This is a genomic window from Actinomycetota bacterium, assembly GCA_018333515.1.
In the GTDB taxonomy this organism is placed as follows: Bacteria; Actinomycetota; Aquicultoria; order Aquicultorales; family Aquicultoraceae; genus Aquicultor.
Window position 1 is genome coordinate 1 of record JAGXSZ010000031.1, and the last position, 21,507, is coordinate 21,507.

Here is a 21,507-nt window from a genome sequence, read left to right on the forward strand (position 1 = left end):
GCTCACCGGCGCGCGCGGCCTCGATGGCCGCGTTTAGCGCCAAGAGGTTGGTCTGCTCGGCGATGTCGTCGATTACTTCGATGATTTCGCCTATCTGCTTGGACTTCTCGCCCAGCATCTGAATCTTGTTGGCCGAGGAGAGGACGGTTCCTCTAATCTTCTCCATGCCGGAGATTGTCTCACTGACGGCCTCTTGTCCCCTGGTCGCGACGATCGAGCCTTCCGAAGCCGCGTTCGAGACGACTTTCGCGTTTTCCGCGACCTTATTGATCGACATTGCGAGCTGATTCATACTGAGCGTCGTATCGGAGACGCTTCGCGATTGCTCGACGGCGCCTTTTGAGACCTGGTCGATAGCGGAGGCGATTTGATCGATTAAGCTGTGCGCCTCAGAAGTAGACCTGCTCTGTTGCTCCACATCGTCAGCGATCCCGTGGATGCCTTGTGCGACCTGAGTGGAGCTTTGGCTGATGGCATCCGAGCCGGTTGCCAGACGCTTGGCCGAGGTCTGCAAGCGGTGTGCGCTCTTCGTGATCTTCTCGAACAGCTCTCGTTGCTTCCTCACAAGAAGGCCGTCGAAGGTCGAATAGTTGAGCGCGACGACCATAAAGACGAATATCGCGCCAAAGAGAAAGACGAGGCTTACTAGAAGGTTTGGGTCGACCAAGTGAATGTTCTTGAACAAGATTGCGCCGTAAAACAGGTAGCTCGCGAGAAAAGCCATCATGAAGACGAATAGTGCCCGCCATTTCGAGCCGTATTCCGTTTTCTTGACGATAGCGATCAACCGCCGACAATTGATTACCGCGGCGAGCATTATTAAAGCACCGATCGACACTATTACTACTGGAATCACTCTGCTTCCTCCTTAGGCAACTCGACTAACGCGGCCTGTTTGGCGACGTTAATGCTTCTGTATATATCGTCTCAATTTATGTCCTCTTTAGAAAAACCCAACTACCATTTAAGAGAGCCGGCCAGCTTATCCAGCCCATTCGCCATCGACGATAGTTTCCGCAATGTCGCCGTCATCTGGTCGAGCGATATGCTGGTCTCACCGGCCGATGCCGTTATATCCTGAATCGACTTGTGTATCAGCTCACGCCGGCTGGTCATACCATCAACGGTATGGGTCATGCTCTCGGCGGAGGCGGCGACTTGCTGTGTCAGCGCCGTGTTCTCTTGCGTTACGGCCGCTATGTCCGCGACGGAACCGACAACGGTCTCCGATATGGCAACCATTCCATTACACGCAGACCGAACACTTGCTATCTGCATCATCACTTCTTCGATGGATTCGATCATCTCATCGATGGACAGGCCTATGTTTTTCGTGAGTTCGGTCCCGGATGCGACCTCTTGCGTGCCCTGCTCCATGGCGGCTACCGCCTCGAGTGTTTCGTCTTGGATTCCCTTTATGAGTTTTGCGATCTCCCCGGTCGCTCTCGCTGAGCGCTCCGCCAGCTTTCGCACCTCATCGGCGACTACGGCAAAACCTTTGCCGTGCTCACCGGCGCGCGCGGCCTCGATGGCCGCGTTTAGCGCCAAGAGGTTGGTCTGCTCGGCGATGTCGTCGATTACTTCGATGATTTCGCCTATCTGCTTGGACTTCTCGCCCAGCATCTGAATCTTGTTGGCCGAGGAGAGGACGGTCTCCGTGGTCTGTGCGATTCCGGAGGTCGCCTCTTCAGCGGTATCCTTGCTCTGTTCCGCTATTCCGAGACTTTCCGAAGCAAACTGCGCGACCGTCATGGCGTTACCGGCAACGCTCTCTATGGCCGACTTAAAGCGCCCCATCATATCGTTGATCTCGACGGCATCCTTCGACTGCTCGTGCGCCCCGTGGGCGACCTGATTAACGGCTAGCGCTATCTGTTCTATCAGTTTATTTACCTCTTTCGCGGCTTCATGCTCGATATCGGAACTCTCCGACAACGAGCCGAGAGATGTGGCTATTTTGGTGCCGGCCCGGTTGACATGCTCCGAGTCCGCGAAGACATCGCCTAGGAGTGAGTTAAGGCTTGCGGACGCGTCGGCAAGCTCTAAAAACATCCGCTTAGACGGCTCGATAACCTCGATCCTGACCCAGGCGATAACACTAATACAAATAACCACCGCTATGACCAAAAGAAGTGCGTTGACGGCATTTGTCCGTTGCCCCACCGTCACCATCCGCTGCGAAAGGCCATCGGTATATTGCCGAATCAAGACCTGTAGCCGGTCGGCATCGACAAGCGCGTTGGCCGCCAAGGCATCATACTCTGCCATCTTCGAGTTTGCCTCGGGCGAGTCGTCAACGGCTAACACCTCGCTCGCTTTAGCGTCGGCTAGAGCCATATCGGATTTGATTCGCGAAATCACCTGCTTGGCCTCGGGCGAAGACATCAGGGTTTGCAGCTGGACAATAGTCTTGTCTATCTCGCCATGGAGCGCGCCGTACTCTTGGGTTTGCGCGGTGTCGCGCTTATTATAGGTATCGTCGAGTTCCATGGCGCTGCGCCCTATAAGCGATTGCAAGTCGCCGACCTTCTTGAATTTCATTTCGACATCTTTATATAGGAAAGAGGTCCGCCTTATATCGGAAAGTCCATTGAAGCTCATAAAGCCCATGACTAGCAGGGGCAGCAGCATCAGCACAAAACCGACCGTGATCTTCGTTCCCATTCTTGTTTGCCCTGCCATGAACTCCTCCATATCCGGTCATGTAAGAAAATAGCTAGAAACTATATCGACAAAAAGCTTTCGAGCTTAAATATCCCATTATGTCGATATGAATAAGCAAGCAGGCCGGCTCGACACCAGACCTGCTTGCTGCCTACATCCCTTATTGGGTCGAGACTAACGCGACGCGTATTCTAGTCGAGCTGTTACGCGACGGCCTGAAGCTGCGACGCTTCAGGAATAACCTTTCCCAGGTCGAGGAGGAGCACTAAGCGCTCCTCTAGTTTGCCTATTCCAAGCAAGTATTTCTCATACGACTCGATTATCGCCGATGGTTCCTCGATCTGGTCCTTGCCGATTCTAAGCACTTCGGAGACCCCGTCTACGATCATCCCGACCGTACAGCCGGTAACGTCTACGACTACGATCCTTGTCGACTTGGTCTCTTCGGTCTGCGTCAACCCGAACTTATCGCGAAGGTCGACTATCGGAATCACCTTGCCGCGCAAATTGATAATGCCTTTTACATGCATCGGGGCTTTCGGCACATCGGTGATCTGCTGCATCCTGATGATTTCCTGCACGGCATTGATGTCTATGCCAAAAGACTCTCCCGATAACTCAAAGACGACTAGCTGGCCTTGATCAAAAGATCTATCTTCCATTATTATCTGCCTCCCTCGATTTTCAGGTGCTCGATGTCGCCGGTCATGACCCTCGCCTACCGCCCTTATCGGGCAAGGTCCAGGCTAATCGGCAACCATCCCCCGTGGTTCCTCTACGTAACTTAATCGGCGATTTCACGGGTGCTTTAATAGTAAATAACGAAATTACGAGGATTAGTTTTACGGGAGGCCCGACAAGCGCTATACTTCTACGGCGAGGGTTTATCTCTCTCGAACCGACAGATACGACACCATTGCGCCCCTCTCGGTCGCTTAACTAGCGCATGATGCTTGCATTAGCAAGTTAACTTTGGGATATTTATAAGGACAGCATCGGCCGTTATAGCCACGGAAAGCCGTGCCGGCCCTAAATTAACAATCATATAGTAGTGCGAATACCGCCACACAGCGATAGACCGGTTAATAGTATCACTGAACGCAGCATAAATGGATGGTAGCCATGACCAACGAAAGCGACCGGATTGGATTCGCGGGCCGAAAAGGCCTCGCGCCGCGGGTTATTCCCACGGGTTTGTCGAGCCTGTGCTCCAGGCTCAAACATATTGCGGCACCGACAATATTAGCATTGCTCACCGCTCTTTTTATTCATAGCCATACCGCCGCCGCATTCGCCATACCGCCGCTTGCCGAAGACGGCGATGTCGAGTTGAGCGTTGGCGACCCCGCCGGCGAAGCGACTGCCGTCGTTGGCGCTGAGGAGCGCGCGGAGGCACCTAAAGAAAAAGCGGGCGCGGTCACTTCTTCGAGCCAAGGCACCGACGATGAGGCCGCCTCACGGCCTAAAACGGAAAGCGGCGGCGAATTCCTTTTCGACGCATACCGCGACCCGGGCGAGCCGCAAGAAACAACGGGCTTTTTGGCGGGAATCTTCCAGACCGTAGTCAACGCGGTCAAGTACATATTCTATTTCGCGCTCGTCATCGGAGTCGGCTTCTTGGCGATATTCGGTGTTAAGGTTTTTACGACAAAATACAATTCGATCACCGGCGGCCAAGAGCTTATCCGTGTTCTCGACATCCGCTATCTCGCGCCGGGCAAAGCGATATGCCTCGTGGAGGCGGCGGGCAAAATTTTGGTCGTGGGCCTTGCCGGCAACAACATCAACCCTCTCGCCGAAATCGACGACTTCGAGCAAGTTGAAGCGCTCAGAAGCCTTGCGGCGACAAAACCGGAGCCGCTCCAACCATTCCAGGCCTATCTTGAAAAATTTAGCGGCCGTTTTTCAAAGGCGCAAAAGAGATCCGAGACAAGGTCGCGGAGGCCGGCGAAGCGTGAGACGGAGTCGTCACTTGGCACCGAGAATCACTGGAGAGACGACCTTCACTCCACCGGACAGAACATCAATCAACTCCTTGAGGAGATTAAGAAACAAGATAGCAAGAGGTCTGAAGGCACACCGTCATCGACGAACAAGGGTAGGGGTGAAAAGAGTAGATGAGCGCGCTCTTGCCACAGTCACGAGCTGCTCGCAAAATCACGATATTAGCCCTGGGACTCCTCTTTACGGTCATGACCGGATTTGTTTCGGGAGCGGAGCAGGGGCCAAACGGGATACCTTTGCCAAAAGTATCGTTTGGCGTGGAGACGGCTGAAAACCCACGAGATATCTCGACCAGCCTCCAGATACTTCTACTCCTCACCGTTCTTTCGCTGGCGCCGGCGTTATTGATTATGGTCACTTCTTTTACCAGAATAATCATCGTCCTCGCCTTCATCAGAAACGCGCTCGGAACACAGCAGATACCGCCGACGCAAGTCCTTATAGGGCTGGCGCTTTTTCTAACCTTCTTCGTCATGGCGCCCGTCTTAGGCCAGATCAACGATAGCGCTATAAAACCATATACCGCGGAAGAGATCTCATTCGACCAGGCGTTCGAGCGAGCGTCCAACCCGATACGCGACTTCATGTTTAGGCAGACGCGCGAGAAAGACCTGGCGCTCTTCGTCCACCTAGCCAAACTCGATCAGCCCCGAACCCGCGCCGACGTGCCGACCTACGTCGTTATCCCGTCATTTATTATCAGCGAACTACGCGCCGCGTTCATCATCGGATTTCTTATATTTATTCCATTTCTCGTAATAGACATGGTAGTGGCGAGCGTACTGATGTCCATGGGTATGCTCATGGTGCCTCCGGTGATGATATCTCTGCCGCTAAAAATATTGCTCTTTGTTTTAGTCGATGGTTGGCATCTTGTCACACGAGCGCTGGTTATGGGGTTCAACTGATTGCGGAAACGGGTGCGCATGACAGACTCATTAGCGATGGAAATAGGGAAAAACGCCCTCATATTGACCCTTCAGCTGGCGCTGCCGGTCCTTGTCTTCAGCCTAATTACCGGCCTTACGATAAGCATTCTCCAAGCCGTGACACAGATTCAAGAATTCACGTTGACCTTCATACCTAAACTGCTCGCAACGATGTTGGCGCTGGCGATTTTCGGACCTTGGATGCTTAACAAGCTGATTGATTTTACGACGAGCATTTTTGTAAATTTGCCGACCTATATCAAGTAGCCCGGCCGTTGGCTTTTGGGGTCTTGCCATAAACACAAGATTTGAAAAGAGCCGGCCGGCCGAGCGATAAGCGATACAGGAGCATGACTTGGACGTTTTGCAGCTCGAACCGGGGCGTTTGCTCACATTTCTGCTGGTTCTCACCCGCGTTTCGGGTGTGTTTTTTCTCGCCCCTATCTTCGGAAGCCGCAACATCCCAACGCAGGCAAAGGTAGGGTTGGCGCTGATAACCAGCCTTGTCATCTTTCCCTTTACCCCGAGCGACGTCGACCCGGGCATGCATATGGTCGACTTTGCGCTGCTGTTAGCGAAGGAGCTGACTGTCGGCGCGCTGATCGGCTTTACGGCGACCCTGATCTTTATGGGGTTTTTACTTGCCGGACAGATTATCGATATACAGATGGGTTTTGGCATGGTCAACGTCATCGACCCGCTAAGCAACCTCTCCGTCTCGATTATGGGCCAGTTCAAAAACCTCCTTGCGATCCTGGTGTTCTTATCTATCAACGGCCATCACTTCCTCTTCAGCGCGCTGGCAAAGAGTTTTGATGTCGTACCGCTCACGATGTTCGAATTCAGCCCCGCGATAACCAGCCATTTCGTTGGAATGGTCGCCAACATGTTCATAATCGGCTTGAAGATCGGCGGGCCGGCAATCGGGGTGCTGCTCATCACCGACCTGGCGCTCGGCATAATCGCTCGGACCGTGCCGCAGATGAACGTCTTCATAGTAGCCATGCCGCTAAAAATAACGGTCGGCTTCATCGCGATAATCTCTATGCTCTCACTGCTATTAATATATATGAGCCAAATTTTTGGCCAGATGCCTGAACAAATGATCAGGTCTATTAAATAAGGACTGTCGGGATATGGCGAACTCGGAAAAAACCGAAAAAGCTACACCTAAACGGAAGCGAGAAACGAGAAATAAAGGGCAGATCGCGCGGAGCGCGGAGATCAACTCGGCCTTTATCATCATCGCTATCCTGCTTGCCATGCGCAACTTCGGACAAAACGCTTTTGAGGGCATAACCGACCTGATGCGCTACTTCCTGCAGAGCCCCGCTTCATTCGAAATGAACGAGCGAATTCTGTCGACCCTCTTCCTCAATCTGTCCTTTTTTTTCGCGAAGAATCTTCTGCCGGTTATCGTAGTCGGTGCGATTGTCGGCCTGGTCGCCGGCTTCGCCCAAGTCGGCTTTTTGTTTACCGCGAAACCCTTGGTGCCGGATTTTAAAAAGATAAACCCTATCTCAGGGCTGAAGCGGCTCTTTTCGCCAAGAGCATTTGTGGAACTCTTCAAGTCATGCGTCAAAATCATCGCAATCAGCTATATCTCCTACTCGGTCATTGCGGGCAATTTCGAGAACATGGTCAACATTATAAACCTCGATGTTTGGCAGATGCTGGTTGTCCTTGGCTCCATTGCATATGAAATAGGAATCAAGACGGGCATCACCCTTCTGGTAATCGCTGTCTTCGACTATGCATACCAACGCTATGACCACAACAAAAGCATCATGATGACCAAGAAAGAGATTAAGGACGAATACAAACAAGCTGAAGGCGACCCGCTAATTAAGGCGAAGATCAAGCAGCAGCAAATGGAACTCAGCATGAACAGGATGATGCAAGCGGTTCCAAACGCTGATGTGATTATCACCAACCCGACGCGATTGGCCATAGCGCTCAAGTATGACCAGGCAAACATGGGCGCGCCCACAGTCATAGCCAAAGGGCAACGCTTAGTCGCCGAACGGATTCGCGCCCTGGCAAAAGAACACGCCATCCCGATTGTCGAAGACAAACCGCTGGCGCAAGCCCTGTTTAAATCGGTCGATGTCGACCAGGAGATACCGGCGGACCTATACAAAGCGGTAGCCGAGGTTCTCGCCTTCGTATACCAGCTCAATAAAGGCTTGCGCACTCGAAAAACACCCGCGCCGACATTAACGAGGTAGCCTCGGAGCACCTCAAACCGACAAGAAGATTGTAAATACCCGAGTCGAACGACAGGTCGGAAAATAGATATTCGAGCGCTGATAGTATACAATAAACGGATAAAGACAGCGTCCATCACCTAGAATAGCCGGAACAGACATGGCACAAGATCAAGCGCTACCCGCATCATCGATGGGACAACTAAACAAGTATAGCGACGCCGCGCTCGCTATTATTATCGCGTTGATAATCGCGCTCCTAATCATACCGATGCCGAGCGCGATCATAGACGCACTCCTCGTCTTCAATATTATCGTAGCGGTCGTGACGCTGCTGACCACGATGTACAACAAAGAGCCGCTGGAATTCTCGATTTTCCCCACCTACCTCCTTGTTTCGACGCTTTTTAGGCTGGGCTTGTATATCTCGACAACGAGGGCGATTCTGTCCCTCGGCGATGCCGGCAGCGTGGTCGATGCCTTCGGCTCGATAATCATCGGAGATAATTACGTCGTCGGCATCATCATCTTTCTGATCTTAGTCGTTGTACAGTTCATTGTAATCACATCCGGTACCAGCAGAATCTCCGAAGTAGCCGCAAGATTTACGCTCGACGCCATGCCCGGAAAACAAATGGCGATAGATGCCGATTTAAACAGCGGTATCCTCACCGAGGTCGAGGCAAAAGATAGGAGGCGCGCGGTTCAACGGGAAGCCGACTTCTATGGCGCCATGGACGGCGCGTCTAAATTTGTCAAAGGCGACGCCACCGCCGGCATAATTATCGCGATAGTCAACCTGGTCGGCGGCTTTATTATCGGTGCGACCCAGCAAGGTATGAGCCTCGTCGATTCAATGCAAACGTTCGGCCGCATAGCGATTGGCGCGGGTTTAGCGATTCAGATTCCCGCGCTTCTGCTCTCGACCGCTTCCGGTATTGTAGTCACGAGAATGTCTTCCGATAGCGACCTGGGCCGAGACCTTTCGCGGCAGTTACTCTCCCAACCGCGCGGTCTAATGCTCGCCGGTGTTCTGGTTATAGCTTTCGGCTTTGCCCCGGGGCTGCCCAAGCTGCCCTTCCTTCTACTCGGCGGTATCGCGGCGGCGGCCGCGTATTACCTGAAACGAGCGGAAACGCATAGGCCGGCGCTCGATGAGAGCACGGCTGCCGAGCCGGAAACACCGGCGTCCGACAATCTGATAGGGATGTTGCAGATAGACCCGATGGAGCTTGAAATCGGCTACAGCCTCGTCCCGCTGGTCGACCCGGACCAGGGCGGCGATATTTTGGATAGGATAACTTTGATGCGGCGCCAAATCGCGATCGATTTGGGCTATATCGTGCCGCCGATTCGCATCCGCGACAACATCCGGCTTCCGTCACACGAATATCGCGTAAAGATCAAAGGCGTCGATATCGCACGGGGGACTGTCTATCTCGACCAGCTTATCGCTATCGACTCGGGCACGACGAGCGGCAAGGTGGAAGGAATCGACGCTATCGAGCCGGCGTTCGGCTTGCCCGCTCGTTGGGTATACCCAAACCGTCGCGAAGAAGCCGAGGTCTTGGGATACACGGTGGTCGACCCAACGTCCGCGGTAATCACGCATGTCTCCGAAATAGTCAAGAAATACGCCCATGAGCTGATAGGTCGACAAGATGTTCAGTCGATGCTCGACAACGTAAAAGAGAACTACCCGATAGTCGTCGACGAACTGGTGCCGGGTGTGTTGGCGGTCGGCGAAGTCCAGCAGGTCTTGCAGAATCTCTTGGGTGAGCGGGTCTCTATCAGGGATATGGTCACGATTTTAGAAGCGCTCGGCGACCACGCGAGAGTGACCAAGAACATCGATATCCTGACCGAAAACGTCCGGGCGGCGCTAGGCAGAAACATATGCCGTCAACACCAATCCGAGGACGGCAAGCTCGACGTAGTCACCATCGACCCGCTTGTCGAAAAAGAGATCTCCGAAGCGGTCGAGTATACGGATCAAGGAATGAGCATCGCTCTCGACCCCGATATAATGCAAAAAATCGTAATCGAGCTTTCGAATGTCTTGGAAAAGGCTTTCAGCACCGGCCGGGTTCCGGCCGTCCTGGCATCCGCGAACACACGGCGCGCGCTTCGAAAAATTATCGAAAGAAAACTGCCGAATCTAGCTGTTTTATCCTACAATGAGATAGCGCCGGAATTTGAGCTTCAATCTGTGGGGATGGTGAGTCTAAGATGAAAATAAAACGATACGAAGCATCGAGCATGGAAGAAGCTATCTCAAAAGTTAAAGCCGATTTGGGGCCGGAGGCTATAATACTCCATACTCGCCGGCTCCATAAAGCGTGGCCGTTTAATATAATCAATAAGAGCGCCGTCGAAATTACCGCGGCTCTCGACATAAACGTTTCGCAACCTAAATCGAACGGCGGGGCCGACTTTGGGGAAGCCGACGGGGGAAACATCGTCCTCGGTGAGCGCTTTGACCAGCTTCAATTGGAAATCGATGAGATTAAATCGATCGTCAAGACTATTGCCGGTCAATTGACCGACCCCCTCTTTCAAGAGGTCCCCGCTTGCTTCCTGGATGTTTATGAGAAGTTGCTGCTGAACAAGGTCGACGACGATATCGCGAAGAAGCTGATGAAGTCGGCGCAGGAGAAACTGACGACTTCGCAAATGGCCGACCCCGACATGCTACAAGAAAGCGTGGCGCGGGAGATGGCTCAACTCTTACCGGTCTGCCCTCCCCTTACGCTAGCCGATGGAGAGCGTAAGGTGGTAGCGCTTATCGGTCCCACCGGTGCCGGTAAGACAACGACAATTGCCAAGCTCGCGGCCCGATATAGCCTGTACGAGGGAAGAAAGGTGCTGTTCATCACGGCCGACACCTATAGGGTCGCCGCGGTCGAACAACTTCGGACTTACGCGGACATCATAGGGGCGCCGATCGAGATAGTCTTCAGTAACCAAGACGTGCGGGAAGCTCTTGAGCGCCATGACGACAAGGAACTCGTGTTCATAGATACGGCCGGGCGGAGCCCGCATAACGATGCCCAAATAAACGAGCTGGCGGGTTTAATGAACATCTGTACCCCCGATGAGATACATCTGGTTCTGAGCGTCACGACAAAACTTTCAGACCAGATGCACGCGATTAATCGCTTTTCGTCGGTGCCGGTAAACAGACTTATCTTTACAAAACTCGACGAGACAAATACTCCGGGAACGATTTTAAATATAGTAAACAAGGTCAAGGTTCCGATTTCTTATTTGACGATAGGTCAGAACGTTCCCGAAGATATTAGCATCGCCGAATCCAAACATCTGGCCAATATTATTCTAGGGGTGCCGCTAGATGAATGATCAAGCACAAAAACTCCGCGAGCTTGCCCAGAAAATAAGGGATGAAAGAGACCGCGCCAACCCCATCGTCGACCCCGGCTCTTCGCGCCCCGAGACCATTGCAAAACCGGAGGCGAAATATGATATCGATAAGTCCCGGCTCCCGCGCCGAGACCCGAACGATAAGGACGCGGCCAAATATGAACGCGCGACGAAACGAATTGCATCCGCCGGAGATGTCCAAGCATACCGAGACGCTACCAAGGGGCGAATGGCCGCGGCGCCCGCTCAACAGCGGATGGCCGTCGAAACACCCAGAATCTTGGGCGAGCCGGCCGCGATAGCTTCAACCGCGCGCGAACCGGGCCCGACTCCGACTAGAATCATCGCCGTGAGCAGCGGTAAGGGCGGAGTCGGCAAGAGTAACCTTGTCGCGAACCTGGGCATCGCCCTGGCGATGCGCGGACGCAAAGTGGTTATACTCGATGCTGACTTGGGGATGGCCAACATCGATGTACTCTTCGGCATAAACCCAAAATACAACCTTCAACACCTGGTGGATGGGTCAAAATCGATAAACGACATCCTTGTCGACGGTCCGGAGTCCATAAAGATAGTCCCCGGCGGCTCAGGCATACCCGAACTGGCCAACCTTAGCGACGAAAATCAGCAGAAGCTCATCGAAAACTTTGTGTACCTCGATGAAGAGGCCGACATCGCACTCATAGATACGGGCGCGGGCATCTCTAAGGATATCATCGCCTTTATCCTTGCGGCGCGCGAAACCCTCGTCATCACAACACCCGAGCCAACGGCAATTACCGATGCATACGGCCTCATAAAAGTACTAACGCAACGGGATATAGAGGTCGATATAAAAATAGTGGTCAACATGGTCTCCAGTGAAAAAGAGGGACGCGAGATTGCCGATAGGATAACCATGGCGTCAAAGCAATTCCTCAATAAACACATAGACACCATAGGCTTCATTATCACAGACCCCTCGGTCAACATGTCCGTAAGAAAACAGAAGCCTCTTTTGACGCTGTATCCCAGTTCACGCGCATCGAAATGCATAAAGGAGATTGCCGCGAAGCTCGATGTGCCGGAGGAGTATGGTTTGAGCACGGGCGGAGGAGCCGGCCTAAGGGGTTTTCTCTCCAGGTTGCTCGAAAGATAGGTGAGATTTTGCGCAACCATAAAGTGCTAAAACCAGGATTGTTTATAACGATCGAGATAAGGCCCAGACAAAGCTGGCCTTTTACAATCGGCTCGACCTCGGACGACTTTAATACTATAACCTGCGAACTTTTGATGGAGCAGCCGCGTTCCATCGAAATTAAATCCGGCGAAGAATTCATAATCGTTTGCGCAACGGAGAGCGGCATCTATAAGTTCCCTACCCGCGTAGTCGAGATCGAACAGGACCCGGTCCGACTAAAACTTTCGCTGCTAAAAGGAACCGTTCGCGTACAACGGCGCGAGTTTTTCAGGCTTTCCAGGCCACTTGTGCGAGCGCGCTATCGCCCGGTAAACGGCCCCGACGACATACTCACGGACAACCTCATCGAGGCTCCGGTAAAAGACCTTAGCGGCAATGGAATGTCGTTTATTATCGATAAGAGCGCCGAATTGCCGTCGGGCTCCCCATTGCGCACGGAAATCGAGGTCGCAAACGGGCGCACTATCGGCTTGGTCGGTCAGGTAGTCCGCTGTATCCCCGATGAGCCCATAATCGGCAAGAGCCTGCTCTGTGTGCACTTTGCGCTCATCGATGAAGTAGACCGCGACCGAATCGTCGGCCATCTTTTTAAGGAGCAGATAGACCGCGCCGGAAAACGTCGGCGGTCACCTAGGAGAAACTAGATGACCAGTGAGACAATCAAAAAACTAACGGTCGCGTTTAGTATCGTCTTAAGCCTCATCTCTTCCCTTCTGGCGCTCGCGACCGGCGGCGATATATATTACGTAATAGTCGAGCGCTTTTTCATCGTCTTCGCCATAAGCGCGTTCCTTGTGTGGATTGTGCTAAGCATCATAGGCTCGGTGGTGATCGGTGCGGCGAGAGACTCGATTGCGAAACTAACCGCGACCGCCGAGCGATCCTCCGATAACGCTCAAGAAATAGCGGATGCTCTCCGTAAAGCCCAAGAAGAGGATAGGAAAGGAACCGGCCTCGACTTGACCTCGACACCGCTGGAAAACATGCTCTCGACAAACAACCCGCCCAATGACGCCGACTCCCCCGAAATAAAAGAATTCGAACCGTTCAAGCCTAAAAGAATAGAGACCGATACAGACAATGTCGCTCAATAAGCAGGGCAATCGGAAGCGGTGAACAACAACGATGGTACTGGTTACGCCGAATACTTGGGTGCGTTGCAAGGTATACGGTGACCAACGGGCAAAAGAAGAACTCACTCTCGAGCATCTTTCGCTCGTAAAGTATGTCGCCGAGCGCATTAAGGACAACTTGCCGGCGGAGGTCGAGAGAGAAGACCTGGTAAGCTATGGAGTTTTCGGTCTAATGGACGCCATAGAAAAGTTCGACCATGGCCGGGGCATCAAATTCGAGACCTACGCCATACCGAGAATCCGAGGCGCGATCCTCGACGGACTCCGAGCGTATGATATAGCTCCCCGCTCATTGAGACAGAAGGCGAAAGTGCTCGGAAAGGCGTTTACCGAAGTCGAGTTGAGGCTGGGCAGAACAGCTACGGATCAAGAAGTGGCCGAAGAGCTTAATGTGGACTTGGAATCTTTCAACGCTATGCAGGCCGCCGTAAGCAGGCTCCCCTTACTGTCGCTCGATGATTTTATCGTCCAGGACGACGGGGGCGAAATCACTCTGGGCCAGCGCATCGAAGACAAGAACTCCTATAACCCGGTCGAGCTTCTGGAGTCGACCGAACTCAGTACCGCGCTTGTCGAGGCGATCGACAGTCTCAACGAACAGGAGCGCTCCGTCGTCACCTTATACTTCTACGAAGGTCTTACTTTAAGAGAGGCGAGCGAGGTTCTCGAACTCTCGGAATCGAGGATTTCACAGATTCGCTTGCGTGCTGTCGCAAAACTCCGCGCGCACATGTCCGAACTCCTCAATTAAATTAGAATATATTTTCGAGGCCGCTCGACTAGAAAAAGGCGGATGGACAGATGCAACTTGGGGCGCTGGATATAATCAAAACAGGTCAGATTATCTATATCGAAGACGCTAGGGGCAACTCATGGCCTTTCGGCATCGATAACGTGCTCAACCGCGAACTCGTAGCCTGCCGGGCGCTTGGAAAGAAAACGATCTCGATACAACCCGATGCCGAAAATAGGTTGACGATGATTCTCCCGCAAGATAACGGCGCCTATCTGATCAAAGCAGAGGTTGTCGAGTTCGAAAACGAGAGTACCCGGTTTATGCTTCGACCTTCGGCGGAAGTCGACTTTGTGCAACGTCGCCAATATTTTCGCGTCTCAAAACCGTCGGCTTTAGCTTTGTACCAAATCATCGGCGCAAACGAAGAAGCTACCGATGGAATGCCGATAGAAGGATTAGTTTGGGACCTAAGAGCGGTATAGGCATGATGATTCGCGCTACGAGAACCCCCTACACGGGGTCGAGGATTCGGCTATCGATTACTCTGCCCGGCGGCTCACAAATGGAGCTGTTCGGCGAAATCACCCGAGTCGTACCGAAGAGCATCATTAAGAACGAATACCTGCTAGGCATCGGTTTCACAAAGATTCGCGAGGCTGACCGCGACAAAATCATCAAGTTTGTCATTGAGGAACAAGTCTCCCATAAGAATATGAAAAGGAAATAACGTGGCCGCTCGATGCTCTGTTTTTCACCACATTTTCCTTCTCGAAGATTACATTAGAGGATTTCAAGGAGCGACCCCGAAGAAAGCGTAAAAGAGCATCACATAAAGACACCGGTCGACAAAAATATCATCATCGGCGCAACTCGCATCGATGAAACGATAGGACGCTATTGAGAAGCTTTTGCGCTGGATGGTCGTATGCTTGCATGCTATAATTCTTACACGAGCTGATTTGTTGAGTAAGGGTTGTTGACTACGGCTTTTCCTTAGTTGAAAGGATCTACGATGTCAATACGGCCAACCGATCTTCAGATTTTGATGCATAAGGCTCGAGAAGTCGAAAAAATGCACCAAAACCAGCAGCAGCAATCGAAAACACAGCAGCAGCAGTTCGCTGAAGAGCTACAAAAAAAGAGTGAAATCAAGAAGCAACAGGTTCGCTCTTCGACCCGTGCCGATGAGGTAAGAATAGAGCACAAACAGAAAGATTCAGAAAAAGGCAGCGGTCAAAAAGATGGTCGGTCGGGTGCGGACGGCGCTGCTGAGAAAGACAATGGTAACACGAACGGACCAAAAGACGAACCAGAGCACATGATAGATATAACAATTTAGAGGTAACAGTGGATTCGAGCTTCTTGTCGATTGTCATCATACTTCTCTCAGTACTGATTGTGTTGCCTGTCGCGGCATGGATAGCGTTGCGCAAACTATCATCCGGCGACAGAGCGCAGAAACAGCACGAAGAGATGCGCTCACTCGAAAACTCATTGAGCTTTATGATAAAAGAACTCCAAGTATCGGTTACCCGTGCTATGTCCGATATGGATAACGCGGCCACCAGGCTCAATGAGATGATAGAATCCGCCGACGACCGCTTGAGACAACTCCAATATTACTATGAATACGGTGAAGAGTTGCAACCGCTCGTCATAGAGGAAATCGGTAATCCGACCGTGGCCCCTCCCCCGAAAAGTCACTCCCTAAAACACAAAGAAGTATACGAACTGAGCAGAAAGGGCTGGAGTTCCGCGCAAATAGCGAAACATGCGGGTATGAGCGCGGACGAAGTGCAACTCATCGTCAACCTGATGGAGATAAGTACGCTCGGCTCACACTTCCCGACCGGGCAGTCGGGAAGCCCTATGGTTTGATAGCGGCGCCTTCTTTGGCAATCACGCGGATGCACGAAAAATGCATGCCGTCTTGGTTGCGTCGCCAGTGGCCGCCCCATTCAAAACCCCATTTTTCAGCAAGCCCGAGCAGTGCCGGGGGCTGGTAGGAATTCGCGCCGTAATTGAGCTTACCTCCCGGCCCATCCAGGCCGTCATCGACGTTGATGTCGATATCACATCCGTAGGCATGGCCCGAGAGAGGACGGCGCGGGTCCCACAAGATATGACGGGCGACCCAAATCCCTCCGATATCGGTGACCAGCTTTTCGCCACACGCCTCGCGCACGAAAGCCTCCATTTGAAATGAGACACGTCTGTGGCACGGAAAGCGCCCGAACGGCGTCGAAATCGAGACGATGTGCGCCTTCACCCACCCGCGGTCGATTATGACCGCGCCTCTCTTTTTCGGGTCCTTCCGGTAGCTAAACGAACCGAAGACCTTTTTCAGCTCAGCTTGACTCAACGGCACGCTATCGTCACCCCATTAACTTGACGATGCCCAAGATTTGAAATCCCGCGCTCGTATCTCATATCGGCACCCTGCCAAAACCACAATAGTCGCACTTCAAAAACATCAGCGCTCGCGACAACGGAGTGTTACGCATTGGGGCAACGACCGTCATTGAGCGCGACATCGCCGGCCATCGCCGGTATTCTCGCACTTTTATGCTAAATCATATTGTTTTTGAGCGAATAACTTGCTAATATATGTTACGTACTGGGGGCACGGGAGCGGTTCGAAAAAGTTTGTACCAATTGTTAACGGAGTCGAGACAACTTGACTTCTCCTCTATTTCCGCATTAGAACCACCGTTGCCACAAAAAAACGGCGAACCCATTCGCCGTTTTTTATTTTGTCTGGATTTGCGCGTTACCCTATCGTTTATTTCAGTATTATTTTGAATCGGGCAAGAAGCGGGCTCGTGGAACACGTCGCACCATGGCGCACAACATAAAAGAGGCTTCCAAGAAGCCTCTTTTACCTGGTAGCGGGGACAGGATTTGAACCTGTGACCTTCGGGTTATGAGCCCGACGAGCTACCGGACTGCTCCACCCCGCGCCATTATCGCCTTGCGGCATCAATAATGATAGCATATCGGTTTCGCGATTGCAAAAGCTTCTGAGCCACATTATACTTGGCTGATATAGTGGTTTTTTAGATTACTGGTAATCGCATGTGTGATATGCTAAAATACGATTCAGTAAGTTTTTTAGGAGGAATCATTGTATCGCCATAAGGCTGTATATTTAACTCTCGCAGTCTTGATGCTGTTTATCCAAATAGGACCGGTATTAGCAATACCGGAGCCGGTACAAGAACCCGCACCACAAACTACCAACCCCGCAACCGAAACATCGAACCAGATAAGCAGCGACACGACAGCCACCGCCGAGCTGGAGCGCGCGCTCGCGGAAGCGGAAACAGTCGTCAGACAGACGCAAGCAGAGAGAATAACTCAAGAACTCGACCTCTTAGGCGGCGAGCTGGAAGGCCTAAACACAGACTTCTTCGCGGAAAGCGCTAAGTTGGCCGCGATTGAGACCAGCCTAAACAACGCCAACGAAAGGCTACGCTGGTACGAAGCCGAGCTGGAGGCGCAACGCAAAATCCTCAATGAGCGTATCGTGGAGATTTACCGGCACGGCAACGTGGAGCCGATTGACGCCCTCGTCAACAAAGCCGGCTTCAAAGATTTGATAACACGCCTCAGCTTCCTGCTTAAAATCAGCGAACACGATGCCGAGCTGCTTCGCGGCATCGAAGAACAGCACGCCAAGGTCGAGGAGACCAAGAGTTCGCTCGATGATTTGTTCGCGCAGCAAAAAGAGTTCACCGTCCAGCTAGAGCAGAGAAAAACAGCGATTGAAGCAAAAATCCGGGAAGAGACAGAGCTGTTGGCGAGTATAGATGCGCAGACCAGGCAGATAATCGAGAACAAAGAAGCCGAGCGCCGGCGCGAACAAGTCAACGTCGTAAACACGCTCGTGTCGAAGCGGTCTGCCGACGAGATATCGCTTGAGCCCGGCACGATCGCATACGAAGCGCTCCAATATCTCGGCGTACCTTATGTGTGGGGCGGGAAAAACCCGGCAACCGGACTCGACTGCTCGGGACTGGTTCAGGTCGTCTTTGCAAAATTTGGCGTCAATCTCGCCTATTATTCCCGCGCGCAAGCGAAACTCGGCGTCGGGGTGGCCTATGACGACCTCCAATCGGGAGACGTGGTCTTCTTCGGGCGACCCATCCACCATGTCGGTATATACCTTGGCGAAGGCTACTTCATCCACGCACCTAAACGCAACGATTTCGTCAAAATCAGCAAGATGAGCGAACGCCGAGACCATGCGGGCGCGCGTCGCATCTTGAGCAACATTCCCGTCGCGGGCGAAACACCTTAGGCCATCGTCGCGACTTAAACAAATCTTAAAATTGTGGTATTATCTATTCCTGAGAAACGCCGGCAAGTCTAGCGTTTACTTATTTTATTTGGCGAGTGCCTCGATAAAGAATAAAAGGCTTATCAGAAGGCCTTTAGGGGAATTCATATATCATCGAATGGGAGGATAAATGAAGGAATTGGCCTTTCTCGCCCTCGATGTCGCCAAAGCGTACGGCGCGACATATGCGGATATTCGGATTATCGAGCGACAGAACGAAGCGATTATTATCAAAAACGGGCGTGTCGAAGAACTCGGGACCTCCACCAACTACGGTTTCGGCATCCGGGTCATCGCCGATGGAGCCTGGGGATTCGCGGGCAGCTTTTTAGTCGAGCGGGTCGAGATCGAGCGGGTCGCCCGCCTCGCGGTAGCGACCGCAAAGGCTAGCGCTCTCGTCAAGCATAAGAACGTAACCCTCGCCCCCGCCCCCGTTATAACGGACTCGTTTATATCACCTGTTCAGAAAGACCCGTTTGACGTCGCGCTCAAAGACAAACTGGCGCTACTGAGCCAAGCCGAGGAGGTTATCCGGAAAACACCGGGGGTCTCCATCGCCACCGCGTCGATGGAAATGGCGCGGCAAAAAAAGGTCTTTGCGAGCCTTGAAGGAAGCTATATCGAACAAGAGACGACCGAGTGCGGTGCCGGAATTCACGCGATAGCGATTTCGGGAAAGGATATCCAGGAACGTTCTTATCCAAATTCTCATGGCGGAGATTGGGCGACCGCGGGCTATGAGTTCATCGAAAGTCTCGAACTCGGTAAGCACGCCGCGCGAATCGCTGAGGAAGCGGTCGAACTGCTCACGGCGAAAGAATGCCCGAGCGGCGAAATGACTATTATACTAGATGGGAGCCAGCTCGCGCTCCAGGTCCATGAGTCCTGCGGGCATCCGGTAGAGCTGGACCGGGTTCTCGGGATGGAGGCGAGCTTTGCGGGCACGAGCTTTCTGACCCTGGATAAACTCGACAAACTAAGATACGGCTCGCCCATCGTAAACATCACCGCCGACGCGACGATACCCGGGGCACTCGGCACCTTCGCCTACGATGACGAAGGTATCCCGGCGCAGCGATTCGATATCGTAAAAAACGGGTTGTTCAAAGGCTATCTGACGTCGCGCGAGACCGCGCCCATCCTCGGGCAGACCAGCAACGGCTGCATGCGCGCGGACGGCTGGGGCAGACTGCCTCTTATAAGGATGACCAATATAAACTTGCTCCCCGGCGACTCTTCGCTTGCCGAGATGATAGACGGCGTAAAAGACGGGTTGTACCTTTCGACAAACCGCAGTTGGAGTATTGACGACAAGCGCCTGAATTTTCAATTCGCCGCCGAGATAGGCTGGGAGATAAAGAACGGCAAGCTTGGGGCGGTAATCAAAAACCCCAACTACACCGGACTTACGCCGGATTTCTGGAACTCGTGCGACGCGATTGCCGGTCGAGACGAATGGCGTATCTGGGGTCTCGCCAATTGCGGCAAAGGAGAGCCCCTGCAGGTGTCTCACGTCGCCCACGGGGCCGCTCCGGCAAGATTTCGCAACGTGAGGGTGGGTGTGGGTCGATGATAGACGTAAAGCAAATCGAAGACGTTATGCGCCTCGCTGTGGAACATTCGAACGCGGACCAGCTAGAGGTCTTGGCGAGTGCGCGCGAAACCGCCCTCACCCGTTTTTCCAACAACCACATTCACCAAAACGTCTCCGAGACGAATATGGGATTGTCGATACGGGCGGCGGTGGGAAAACGTCTCGGGTACGCGTCGACCAACCGTCTCGACGCCGATTCGGTCAAAGCTATGGTCGACAGAGCCGTCGAGATGGCCGCGCACCGGCCGCCGGACGACCGGTTTATCTCTCTCCCCTCCCCTAAAGATACGCTCAAGAGAGACCTCGTCGCCTCGTCGACGGTAGATTGCTCTCCTGAGAGACGGGCCCGACAGGTCGAGAAGCTGATCCGCGTCGCTGAAGACGGAGACTTGACGGCAGCGGGGGCGTTTTCGACCGGTTACAACATCATCGGAATCGCGAATACGCTCGGGGTGTTGGCGACAACGGTCGTGAGCGACGCGTCGCTGAAGACGGTCATGATGGCCGAGACGAGTTCCGGCTACGGCAGCGCGATAGCCGTCGATGTCGACGACATCGATGTCGACCAAGTCGCCTCAGAGGCGGCCGACAAAGCGCGTATGAGCATTGACCCCATAGATATCGAGCCTGGGCACTACACGGTCATACTCGAGCCTGACGCGGTAGCCGACATGGTCTCGTTCATGGCGTTTGCGGGCTTTGGCGCCCTTTCGCTCCAGGAAGGCCGAAGCTTCATGAAAGAGCGTCTCGGGCAAGAGATCGTCAGCCCCCTGATTTCGATTTGGGATGACGCCTTCGACGACCACACTATAGGCCTGCCCTTCGATTTCGAGGGCGTCCCTAAGCAAAAGGTATCCTTCATTGAAAACGGTGTCGCTAAGGGCGTCTGCTATGATACGTATACGGCGGCAAAAGAAGGGGTGGAGTCGACCGGGCACGGCCTGCCGGCCCCGAATATCCACGGCCCGCTTCCGCTCAACCTCATCGTCGGCGCCGGGAATTTGTCCTTGAGCGAGATGGTTAGAGGCTCTGAGCGCGCCATACTCGTGACCAGTTTTCACTACACGAACCTTGAGGACCCGATTAAGACGACGCTTACCGGCATGACTAGAGACGGTACCTTCCTCGTGGAAAACGGCGAAATAAAAACCGGCATTAAGAACCTCCGCTTTACGCAGAGCATCCTGGGAGCCCTCTCTCAGGTGGAACAAGTATCGGATGAGCGACAGATGAAAGACGCGTTTTTGGGAACGATTTACGTGCCGGCGCTGAAAATTCGGGATTTCAATTTCACGGGGGCTACGCAATTCTAAATAACGCGCTAAAAGAAAAAGGCTAAG

22 protein-coding genes and 1 tRNA gene are annotated in these 21,507 nt (G+C 53.0%); 18 read left to right on the top strand and 5 right to left on the bottom strand.

Annotated features, from left to right (window positions below; translation table 11 throughout):
- From KGZ93_08685 to KGZ93_08695, 3 genes are all read right to left on the bottom strand, one after another.
- On the bottom strand, nucleotides 1-856 hold an 856-nt coding region (locus KGZ93_08685; protein ID MBS3909684.1), incomplete at its 3' end, for a methyl-accepting chemotaxis protein.
- Between the two features lie 101 nt (nucleotides 857-957).
- Nucleotides 958-2,682 (bottom strand): methyl-accepting chemotaxis protein, encoded by a 1,725-nt coding sequence (locus KGZ93_08690; GenBank protein MBS3909685.1) that lies wholly within the window; start codon nucleotides 2,680-2,682, stop codon nucleotides 958-960.
- Nucleotides 2,683-2,867: 185 nt separating this feature from the next.
- Nucleotides 2,868-3,326 carry a purine-binding chemotaxis protein CheW gene (locus tag KGZ93_08695; protein MBS3909686.1) on the bottom strand — a complete coding sequence of 153 codons (459 nt, stop codon included), beginning with the start codon at nucleotides 3,324-3,326 and terminating at the stop codon, nucleotides 2,868-2,870.
- Between the two features lie 460 nt (nucleotides 3,327-3,786).
- Between KGZ93_08695 and KGZ93_08700 the strand changes: the two genes are divergently transcribed.
- The 15 genes from KGZ93_08700 to KGZ93_08770 all read left to right on the top strand — a co-directional run bounded on the left by KGZ93_08700 (nucleotide 3,787) and on the right by KGZ93_08770 (nucleotide 16,112).
- Nucleotides 3,787-4,785, top strand: a complete 999-nt coding sequence (locus KGZ93_08700; GenBank protein ID MBS3909687.1) for a flagellar biosynthetic protein FliO — start codon at nucleotides 3,787-3,789, stop codon at nucleotides 4,783-4,785.
- A complete protein-coding gene (fliP, locus tag KGZ93_08705) occupies nucleotides 4,782-5,576 on the top strand; it encodes a flagellar type III secretion system pore protein FliP (GenBank protein ID MBS3909688.1) in 795 nt (264 codons plus the stop codon). Before KGZ93_08700 ends, fliP begins: the two co-directional genes overlap by 4 nt.
- An 18-nt stretch (nucleotides 5,577-5,594) precedes the next feature.
- Nucleotides 5,595-5,864, top strand: a complete 270-nt coding sequence (gene fliQ, locus KGZ93_08710) for a flagellar biosynthesis protein FliQ (protein ID MBS3909689.1) — start codon at nucleotides 5,595-5,597, stop codon at nucleotides 5,862-5,864.
- A gap of 88 nt (nucleotides 5,865-5,952) precedes the next feature.
- Nucleotides 5,953-6,720: a flagellar type III secretion system protein FliR gene (fliR, locus tag KGZ93_08715; protein MBS3909690.1), complete on the top strand. Its 768-nt coding sequence runs from the start codon at nucleotides 5,953-5,955 to the stop codon at nucleotides 6,718-6,720.
- A gap of 13 nt (nucleotides 6,721-6,733) precedes the next feature.
- Nucleotides 6,734-7,825 (top strand): flagellar biosynthesis protein FlhB, encoded by a 1,092-nt coding sequence (flhB, locus tag KGZ93_08720; GenBank protein MBS3909691.1) that lies wholly within the window; start codon nucleotides 6,734-6,736, stop codon nucleotides 7,823-7,825.
- A 139-nt stretch (nucleotides 7,826-7,964) separates the two neighbouring features.
- Complete coding sequence (gene flhA, locus KGZ93_08725; protein ID MBS3909692.1) at nucleotides 7,965-10,037, top strand: flagellar biosynthesis protein FlhA; 2,073 nt, start codon at nucleotides 7,965-7,967, stop codon at nucleotides 10,035-10,037.
- Nucleotides 10,034-11,164, top strand: coding sequence for a flagellar biosynthesis protein FlhF (locus KGZ93_08730; GenBank protein ID MBS3909693.1), 1,131 nt, complete (start codon nucleotides 10,034-10,036; stop codon nucleotides 11,162-11,164). The genes flhA and KGZ93_08730 overlap by 4 nt, the downstream gene beginning before the upstream one ends.
- Complete coding sequence (locus KGZ93_08735; protein ID MBS3909694.1) at nucleotides 11,157-12,323, top strand: MinD/ParA family protein; 1,167 nt, start codon at nucleotides 11,157-11,159, stop codon at nucleotides 12,321-12,323. The genes KGZ93_08730 and KGZ93_08735 overlap by 8 nt, the downstream gene beginning before the upstream one ends.
- Nucleotides 12,324-12,331: 8 nt before the next feature.
- Nucleotides 12,332-13,009, top strand: coding sequence for a PilZ domain-containing protein (locus KGZ93_08740; GenBank protein MBS3909695.1), 678 nt, complete (start codon nucleotides 12,332-12,334; stop codon nucleotides 13,007-13,009).
- Complete coding sequence (locus tag KGZ93_08745; protein MBS3909696.1) at nucleotides 13,010-13,459, top strand: hypothetical protein; 450 nt, start codon at nucleotides 13,010-13,012, stop codon at nucleotides 13,457-13,459.
- A gap of 31 nt (nucleotides 13,460-13,490) precedes the next feature.
- Nucleotides 13,491-14,249, top strand: coding sequence for a FliA/WhiG family RNA polymerase sigma factor (locus KGZ93_08750; GenBank protein ID MBS3909697.1), 759 nt, complete (start codon nucleotides 13,491-13,493; stop codon nucleotides 14,247-14,249).
- 50 nt (nucleotides 14,250-14,299) lie between these two features.
- Nucleotides 14,300-14,716, top strand: coding sequence for a hypothetical protein (locus tag KGZ93_08755; protein ID MBS3909698.1), 417 nt, complete (start codon nucleotides 14,300-14,302; stop codon nucleotides 14,714-14,716).
- Nucleotides 14,695-14,961 (top strand): PilZ domain-containing protein, encoded by a 267-nt coding sequence (locus tag KGZ93_08760; GenBank protein MBS3909699.1) that lies wholly within the window; start codon nucleotides 14,695-14,697, stop codon nucleotides 14,959-14,961. The genes KGZ93_08755 and KGZ93_08760 overlap by 22 nt, the downstream gene beginning before the upstream one ends.
- A gap of 285 nt (nucleotides 14,962-15,246) precedes the next feature.
- On the top strand, nucleotides 15,247-15,573 hold the full coding sequence (locus KGZ93_08765) for a hypothetical protein (GenBank protein MBS3909700.1): 327 nt from the start codon (nucleotides 15,247-15,249) through the stop codon (nucleotides 15,571-15,573).
- An 8-nt stretch (nucleotides 15,574-15,581) separates the two neighbouring features.
- The gene (locus tag KGZ93_08770) at nucleotides 15,582-16,112 is read left to right on the top strand and encodes a hypothetical protein (GenBank protein MBS3909701.1); all 531 of its coding nucleotides are present in this window, start codon (nucleotides 15,582-15,584) and stop codon (nucleotides 16,110-16,112) included.
- Here the strand turns inward: KGZ93_08770 and KGZ93_08775 are convergent.
- The gene (locus tag KGZ93_08775) at nucleotides 16,102-16,596 is read right to left on the bottom strand and encodes a M15 family metallopeptidase (protein ID MBS3909702.1); all 495 of its coding nucleotides are present in this window, start codon (nucleotides 16,594-16,596) and stop codon (nucleotides 16,102-16,104) included. The two genes, KGZ93_08770 and KGZ93_08775, sit on opposite strands and share 11 nt — an antisense overlap.
- A 521-nt stretch (nucleotides 16,597-17,117) precedes the next feature.
- A tRNA-Met gene (locus KGZ93_08780) sits at nucleotides 17,118-17,194 on the bottom strand.
- A 206-nt stretch (nucleotides 17,195-17,400) separates the two neighbouring features.
- Here KGZ93_08780 and KGZ93_08785 point away from each other — a divergent pair.
- The 3 genes from KGZ93_08785 (at nucleotide 17,401) to KGZ93_08795 (ending at nucleotide 21,480) form a co-directional block, all read left to right on the top strand.
- Nucleotides 17,401-18,534 carry a C40 family peptidase gene (locus KGZ93_08785; GenBank protein MBS3909703.1) on the top strand — a complete coding sequence of 378 codons (1,134 nt, stop codon included), beginning with the start codon at nucleotides 17,401-17,403 and terminating at the stop codon, nucleotides 18,532-18,534.
- 169 nt (nucleotides 18,535-18,703) lie between these two features.
- Nucleotides 18,704-20,146 carry a TldD/PmbA family protein gene (locus tag KGZ93_08790; protein MBS3909704.1) on the top strand — a complete coding sequence of 481 codons (1,443 nt, stop codon included), beginning with the start codon at nucleotides 18,704-18,706 and terminating at the stop codon, nucleotides 20,144-20,146.
- Nucleotides 20,143-21,480, top strand: coding sequence for a TldD/PmbA family protein (locus KGZ93_08795; protein MBS3909705.1), 1,338 nt, complete (start codon nucleotides 20,143-20,145; stop codon nucleotides 21,478-21,480). Before KGZ93_08790 ends, KGZ93_08795 begins: the two co-directional genes overlap by 4 nt.
- The last annotated feature ends 27 nt before the right edge of the window (nucleotides 21,481-21,507 follow it).

Coding starts and splice junctions, on each gene's coding strand:
- KGZ93_08785 (MBS3909703.1), top strand. CDS start 17,401: ATGCTGTTTATCCAAATAGGACCGGTATTAGCAATACCGGAGCCGGTA.
- KGZ93_08690 (MBS3909685.1), bottom strand. CDS start 2,682: ATGGCAGGGCAAACAAGAATGGGAACGAAGATCACGGTCGGTTTTGTG.
- KGZ93_08750 (MBS3909697.1), top strand. CDS start 13,491: ATGGTACTGGTTACGCCGAATACTTGGGTGCGTTGCAAGGTATACGGT.
- KGZ93_08700 (MBS3909687.1), top strand. CDS start 3,787: ATGACCAACGAAAGCGACCGGATTGGATTCGCGGGCCGAAAAGGCCTC.
- fliP (MBS3909688.1), top strand. CDS start 4,782: ATGAGCGCGCTCTTGCCACAGTCACGAGCTGCTCGCAAAATCACGATA.
- KGZ93_08790 (MBS3909704.1), top strand. CDS start 18,704: ATGAAGGAATTGGCCTTTCTCGCCCTCGATGTCGCCAAAGCGTACGGC.
- KGZ93_08745 (MBS3909696.1), top strand. CDS start 13,010: ATGACCAGTGAGACAATCAAAAAACTAACGGTCGCGTTTAGTATCGTC.
- flhA (MBS3909692.1), top strand. CDS start 7,965: ATGGCACAAGATCAAGCGCTACCCGCATCATCGATGGGACAACTAAAC.
- KGZ93_08795 (MBS3909705.1), top strand. CDS start 20,143: ATGATAGACGTAAAGCAAATCGAAGACGTTATGCGCCTCGCTGTGGAA.
- flhB (MBS3909691.1), top strand. CDS start 6,734: ATGGCGAACTCGGAAAAAACCGAAAAAGCTACACCTAAACGGAAGCGA.
- KGZ93_08735 (MBS3909694.1), top strand. CDS start 11,157: ATGAATGATCAAGCACAAAAACTCCGCGAGCTTGCCCAGAAAATAAGG.
- KGZ93_08755 (MBS3909698.1), top strand. CDS start 14,300: ATGCAACTTGGGGCGCTGGATATAATCAAAACAGGTCAGATTATCTAT.
- KGZ93_08695 (MBS3909686.1), bottom strand. CDS start 3,326: ATGGAAGATAGATCTTTTGATCAAGGCCAGCTAGTCGTCTTTGAGTTA.
- KGZ93_08765 (MBS3909700.1), top strand. CDS start 15,247: ATGTCAATACGGCCAACCGATCTTCAGATTTTGATGCATAAGGCTCGA.
- fliQ (MBS3909689.1), top strand. CDS start 5,595: ATGACAGACTCATTAGCGATGGAAATAGGGAAAAACGCCCTCATATTG.
- KGZ93_08730 (MBS3909693.1), top strand. CDS start 10,034: ATGAAAATAAAACGATACGAAGCATCGAGCATGGAAGAAGCTATCTCA.